The organism is Sporolactobacillus inulinus (assembly GCF_006539285.1).
GTDB lineage: Bacteria > Bacillota > Bacilli > Bacillales > Sporolactobacillaceae > Sporolactobacillus > Sporolactobacillus inulinus.
Map to the genome: position 1 here is coordinate 1 of NZ_BJMS01000130.1, position 6,374 is coordinate 6,374.

The window sequence follows — 6,374 nt, forward strand, 5'->3', positions numbered from 1 at the left end:
CCATGCCGTCAGTGTTCGAAGCACTGGCGGATTTATTTTGCCTTGATTTAACATTATTATACACAGTTTGTGCGATTTAATGCAATCATTCGAAAGGTGAATTTAATGTTGAAATTACTCTTCATGAGAAGGTCGTTGCTGATCTAAAAGCACTCACTAAAGGAAGCAGAAACAGTGTTCTTGCTGTCGTCCTCAGACGAATTAGAGAAGGCATACAATTAGTTCCGAATGGTGTTGCAAAATCACTTGAAGGTAAGCGAAATGGCGATGCAAAAATCAAGCCGCGCGCCATGAACTTGAGAATCATTTATCCAATCGTTCATAAAGACGATGATGAAATGTATCTACTAGCAATTGGACAACGAGACCGGCAAAAGGTATACAAAATGGCAGCAGAACGCTTGTGAAAAGTACCATAAAGGATTAGTGCCAGATAACCCCCTCTCTCAACCAAGTGTGTCCGTAAACCCAATCCACTCAACTTGCATCGTAAGCCATAGTTATGAAGCGTTTCACTTTTTCCAGATCCCCATCGTTCGAAACCGTTATTTCTAAATCACATCACGTGCAAAGATAAGTATCGTTACGAACAGGAAAGCTAAAGCACCAGCATGTATCCTATAAAAAAATGCTGCTATATAGCGATCAATTATAGGTTTGTGGTATGTTCGCGGCTGCTTGAGCAACCTTATCATGCGATTTTTAAGGTATCAATCCGTTAATCCGGGACTGTGTTCAATCGGAATTTCGGGCATTGTAGAGACGAGGAATCCTTCTGGTGGATCGACCATTTGTAATTCGCCGCCGTTTCGACTCCGTGTCTCGCCTTGAAAGATGGGAGGCCAATAGGGTAAAGTGGCTCACTTTTAAGGTGATCACTGTGGCTCAATCTTATCTTGACAAAAACAATTTCGCCTGGATTGGTATAAAAATCTGTGAAATACATCTCTCAGGACTCCCATCAGTAGATTCCTTGAATTTTAGCAGTCTGTTAAAACTGCTCTATACTCTATAGATGATTTCAGAAGAAATAGTTAGAAGATGATCATCTATTTATCAACTTTTACTGGATTTCGTTACATGCTTATGAATTAACACACCGATTGTAAGGAAAATGTCCCAAAGTTAGGTCATGCCGATGCCCATGCGGAGTAAAATCTATTGACTATTCAATAGATTGAGAACTTAAGTCAATTAATTTTTTTTCTACAAGTTAAGACATTTTATAATATATTATTGACGTTTGATTGTTTTGAATATATTATATAAAACATAGCCTCTAATATAACTGAAAATTTAAAGATAAGGGAGATGAGTTAATACATATTATACTTTTCAGTCACTTATATCGTTATGGTTCATTGATTATTACTTCTAAGGAGATGTGAAGATTGAGAAGGAGAACATGTAGGATTCTTTCAGTACTGTCAATGGCTTTGATACTCGTTCTGGCGCTTTCCGGATGTGGGAATGGCGGAGAAAAGAAAACAGGTGTGAAAGCCATTAAATCGAGAGGAACGCTTGTTGTTGGTTTGATGGCTGCAACGCCGCCGTACGAATTCCATTACAGTCATGATGGGAAAAACGAAATCAAAGGTTCTGATATTGAGCTAATTAAACGCATTGCAAAAAAATTAGGGGTTAATTATCAGATTAAAGATATGGATTTTGATGGCCTTCTTCCGGCCCTTCAGAGTGGAAAGGTAGATATACTCGTCTCGGCGATGAGCCCAACAGAGACACGGGAAAAGGCGGCTGATTTTTCAAAAGTCTACTTCAAAAGTACTAATGTATTTGTCGTCAGGAAGAGCGAGTTAAGCAAGTACCAGAAGCCGTCTGTTCTGAAGAATGCAACGGTTGGTGTGATTAATTCATCTGTTCAGCAGCAGGTGATGCAGAAATACTTCCCGAAAGCTCCTTTAAAACTATTTGGCAAAAACACAGATCTTGCCCTTGCATTAGCGCATAACAAAATGGATGCAATGCTTGTAGATGTTCCAACGGCTGCCCTTGCCATCAAGGCGAATCCGTTACTTGTACAAACCAATCTGAAGTACAATGATGATTCGGCAGGAGCCGCAATCGCACTGCCAAAGAACTCGGACAAAGAATTAATGAAGGCGGTCAATTCTGTCATTGACCAGTATAAGCCGCAATACAGTCAATGGGTACTCGACAATGTGAAATATCTGAAGTAACCACCTGGTGATGTAAGAATATGCAGGTCTATTCTTTAAAAATAGATGATGCGGAGAGGCTTGGCTCAATCGTTTATTCATTTTCATAAAGACGATAGGAGGTGGAATATTTTGAATTTTTCTTTTCTTGGCACTTACTACACGTTCTTTTTACAAGGCATGTATATCACCTTTTTACTGGCCGTAATCTCGGTGATCGCCGGCACCGTGCTGGGGATTATCCTAACGCTGATGCGGCGCTCGCAAATTAAAGTCATCAAGTGGATCAGTATCGGCTACATCGAGTTTATCCGGGGCACGCCGCTTCTGGCACAAATCTTTCTCGTCTATGTCGGGCTGCCGATGATCCTCCAGGTGAACGTCCCCGACTTTCTCACCGGCGCGATTGCGCTGACGATTCACGCCTCTGCGTATATCTCAGAGACGATGCGTTCGGGGATTGAAGCGATCCCCTACGGACAGACCGAAGCCGCGAGAAGTCTTGGCATGAGCAAGCGGCGGACGATGATCGACATCATTTTGCCGCAGGCGTTCAAAAACATTCTGCCGGCACTTGGCAACCAGTTCATCGGCAACATCAAAGATTCGTCGCTGGTCTCGGTTATCGGGATCTCTGAACTCATGTACCAGACGACCACCGTTAGAGGGACGACCGCCCTCGGACTTGAGCCGATTATTGTCGCCTCATTCATCTATCTCGTCATGACCCTGGCACTGACCCGGCTACTGAGCCATTTGGAGAGGAGGCTGAAAAGCAGTGATTACCGTTAAAAATCTAGACAAGTCTTACGGCAGTCATGAGGTCTTGAAAGACATCAACTGTACGATCCATGACGGCGAAGTGATCGTGATTATCGGACCGTCGGGGTCGGGGAAGAGTACATTCCTACGCTGCCTGAATTTATTGGAAAAACCAACGAAAGGATCCATTGTCGTTGACGATCAGGAGATCACCGATAAGAAAGTCAATATCGACAAGGTCCGAGAAAAAATGGGCATGGTTTTCCAGCAGTTCAATCTGTTTCCACATAAAACCGTGATTCAGAATATCTGTCATGCCCCCACACGGGTGAAAAAAATGAACAAAGCCGAAGCCGAGAAGCTCGGCATGGAACTTCTCGGCAAAGTCGGGCTACAAGATAAGCGAGACGTTTATCCGGTGACGCTCTCCGGCGGCCAGCAGCAGCGGATCGCGATTGCCCGGGCACTGGCGATGCAGCCTGAGGCGATGTTATTTGACGAACCGACCTCGGCCCTTGACCCAGAAATGGTCAGCGAAGTCCTAGCGGTAATAAAACAACTGGCGAAAGAGGGCATGACGATGGTGATTGTGACGCATGAAATGGGCTTCGCCAGAGAGGTAGGTGACCGCATCTTATTCATGGACCACAGTCAGATTGTTGAGGAGAATACACCGGAGAAGCTGTTCACTCATCCTCAGCACGCACGCACCAAAAATTTTCTATCCAAAATACTACATTAATTTTTATGATATCAGGGAGGAACAGTCAGTGGAACTTAATCAAATCGTTACATCGATTCAAAGCAAGCAGGAAGCGATTCAAAGTGTTTATTTTGTAGGTTGCGGCGGATCCAAAGCCGATCTCTATCCGGGATTCTATTTTCTCCGCTCCAATGCAAAGAAACTCATTGTCGGCCATTATACAGCCAATGAATTTAACTACGATACACCAGCCGCCGTCGGTGAAAACAGTATTGTCATTACCTGCTCACTTGGCGGAAATACACCGGAAACGGTAAAAGCGACGAGTCTCGCAAAATCACTGGGCGCTCATGTGATCGCGGTGACCCATGAACCGGAATCTCCGCTGACCAAAGACGCAGACTATGTGGTCACGCACGGATTTTTTGAAAGCTACTCCGCTAAAATGGACAAGATGACCAAGATCCTGACCTTGGCCGTTGAAATTCTGAACGCTTTCGAGGGTTATGACTATTACGAGCAATTTATGGACGGCGTCGAGAAAATCTATGGCGCAATCGATGAAGCGACGAAACTGCTCGTGCCGCAAGCCAAAGCATTCGGCGAAGCTTACAAAGATGCACCGGTCATTTATGTGATGAGCAGCGGAGCGACAACGGAAGTCGCGTATTCCTTCTCGATCTGCCTGCTTCTTGAGATGCAGTGGGTGAACTCGGGCTCATTCAGTGACGGAGAATTCTTCCATGGCCCATTCGAAATCGTGGAAAAAGACAAGCCATTCCTGCTCTTGATGAACGATGGGAAAACGCGCCCGATGGATTCACGCGCGCTGGACTTCCTGAATCGATTCGAAGCCAAGACCACCGTGGTGGACGCGAAAGATTTCGGACTAGCAAACTATGTATCCAAAGAAGTGATCGACTACTTTAACCCGATTCTGATTTCCGGCGTACTGCGAGTATACGCAGAACAGCTAGCGATTGCCCGCAAACACCCACTCACAAAGAGACGGTACATGTGGAAACTGGAATACTAATGAAGCAATCTATTTGATTGACTAGTCTCCCCTGCCTAATTCTTCCACTTGCTTCGATCTGATCAGGAGCGTATGGAGGGATCAGGCTTATAGGATCACCTGGCCGCAAGTTTTCATGTGGTTGGTGATCCTTTTTTATATAGAGCAGAAAAACGGAATCGCTGCGTGTGTGTTGACTTCCCTTTAAGTGGTGATCAATCCAATGTACCGGGCTTGTGTGCTCGCGGTCTTGAGTTCCCGTCGAGGTGTGATGAATAGCGACCAAGTGTAACCTGCTCACATAAAAAACTATGAAAATAATGTGTATAATAGATAGTAAATAAACGAAGATTGGTTGTGAACGCGCGTGTTAAATAAAGATAACCTCTATCCGCTTTATATCCAGGTCAAACGAAAAATTATCGAAGAGATCAATAATGGATCTTATACGGATGGTTCACGTTTGCCATCGGAGACAGAACTCTGTGACAAGTATGAGGTTAGCCGCATCACGATTAGACGTTCATTACAGGATTTAGTGGATAGCGGTTACCTCGTTCGAAAACAGGGAAAAGGAACTTTCGTTAAAACGGGAAAAATCGAAAGAAGCTTAATCGCAGCAGACGGATATTCAGAATATATGAAGAAAGTTGGAGAGAAACCGGAACGTAAAATTATTAAAGAGACGCTAAAACCCTGTTCTTCACTCATCGCCAAACGATTATCCGTTCCTAAAGGAAGCGACATTTTGGAGCTGGGCCGGATTATGTATTTTAAGGGTGTTCCATTTGGGTACGAGATTAGTAGCTACCCGGTTAATCTTTTTAGCGATTTGGAAACAGAAATAAATGATCAAATGTCTATGCATGAGCTTTTTGAAAAAAAATATGGCATGACTATAAAAAGAAGCTACAAGATTATCAATGTATTATTAGCCGACGACACACTTGCGCAATACTTAAACTGTCATGTGAGCGATCCAATTTACCAAGTCGATAAGACAGGATTTAATCAATACAATACACCGGTTTATCACTCCTGGCTTTATTACGATGTCAATCGTGTCAGCTTCGTCATCGATACCTGACGCGAAGATATATATTAGTGAGCTGATCCTGCATGCACGAATGCATCCACGAGATAGGGTAATAATGATTGCGGATATCTGCGCATACAAAACAAACCTGTATCCTGTCTATTCAAGCAGGAAAATGAGAAGCAGAGAGGAGCAGCCTGCGAGCAAAAAGCCCCTTGCATACACCGGGAAACATTCTGTTAAAGGAGTAGAATTACGATTATAGCTAGGATTAACCCAAATGATCCTTAAACTCATTCTTAGGAATATCAAAAAAACAAAGCAAAAGAAGTGCTGAAAAAATGGTTTGGCGAGGATGTTGATGTCTCAAAATTCGATGGGTTATTATTATCTTCTTTGAATTTGACGAATCTATTTTTCAGAGATATTCATTCGGAGATCAACATATAGCCTTAATCTTTGGATGAACCAAAAAAGTTGAAAGTTGTTACACTTTAACCCGAATGTATAAGGCTACATTGTCGGAAAATGAGACAAGTACATAAAAGGGGATTGATGATTGCAGAAATCCATAAAATTGCCAAAGACGGAAGCAGGCACCTAAAAAAGATAGGCATAATAAATGACCACTTGAAGAACCGAGCATAGATCCTACGCTATACTTACGGACAGGCAATAGAC

General features: G+C 43.3%; 6 protein-coding genes. 5 read left to right on the forward strand and 1 reads right to left on the reverse strand.

What is annotated here, in order from left to right; translation table 11 throughout:
- Window positions 1–1,391: 1,391 nt before the first annotated feature.
- The 5 genes from SIN01_RS13465 to SIN01_RS13485 all read left to right on the forward strand — a co-directional run bounded on the left by SIN01_RS13465 (window position 1,392) and on the right by SIN01_RS13485 (window position 5,744).
- Window positions 1,392–2,198 carry a transporter substrate-binding domain-containing protein gene (locus SIN01_RS13465; protein WP_029548316.1) on the forward strand — a complete coding sequence of 269 codons (807 nt, stop codon included), beginning with the start codon at window positions 1,392–1,394 and terminating at the stop codon, window positions 2,196–2,198.
- Between the two features lie 111 nt (window positions 2,199–2,309).
- The gene (locus SIN01_RS13470) at window positions 2,310–2,969 is read left to right on the forward strand and encodes an amino acid ABC transporter permease (RefSeq protein WP_047034783.1); all 660 of its coding nucleotides are present in this window, start codon (window positions 2,310–2,312) and stop codon (window positions 2,967–2,969) included.
- The gene (locus tag SIN01_RS13475; RefSeq protein WP_010027628.1) at window positions 2,956–3,681 is read left to right on the forward strand and encodes an amino acid ABC transporter ATP-binding protein; all 726 of its coding nucleotides are present in this window, start codon (window positions 2,956–2,958) and stop codon (window positions 3,679–3,681) included. The genes SIN01_RS13470 and SIN01_RS13475 overlap by 14 nt, the downstream gene beginning before the upstream one ends.
- 28 nt (window positions 3,682–3,709) lie before the next feature.
- Window positions 3,710–4,678: an SIS domain-containing protein gene (locus SIN01_RS13480; RefSeq protein ID WP_010027626.1), complete on the forward strand. Its 969-nt coding sequence runs from the start codon at window positions 3,710–3,712 to the stop codon at window positions 4,676–4,678.
- Window positions 4,679–5,024: 346 nt separating this feature from the next.
- Complete coding sequence (locus SIN01_RS13485; RefSeq protein WP_010023130.1) at window positions 5,025–5,744, forward strand: UTRA domain-containing protein; 720 nt, start codon at window positions 5,025–5,027, stop codon at window positions 5,742–5,744.
- A 436-nt stretch (window positions 5,745–6,180) separates the two neighbouring features.
- Here SIN01_RS13485 and SIN01_RS15260 read toward each other — a convergent pair.
- The coding region (locus SIN01_RS15260; RefSeq protein ID WP_218027789.1) for a hypothetical protein at window positions 6,181–6,374 on the reverse strand (194 nt) is incomplete at its 5' end.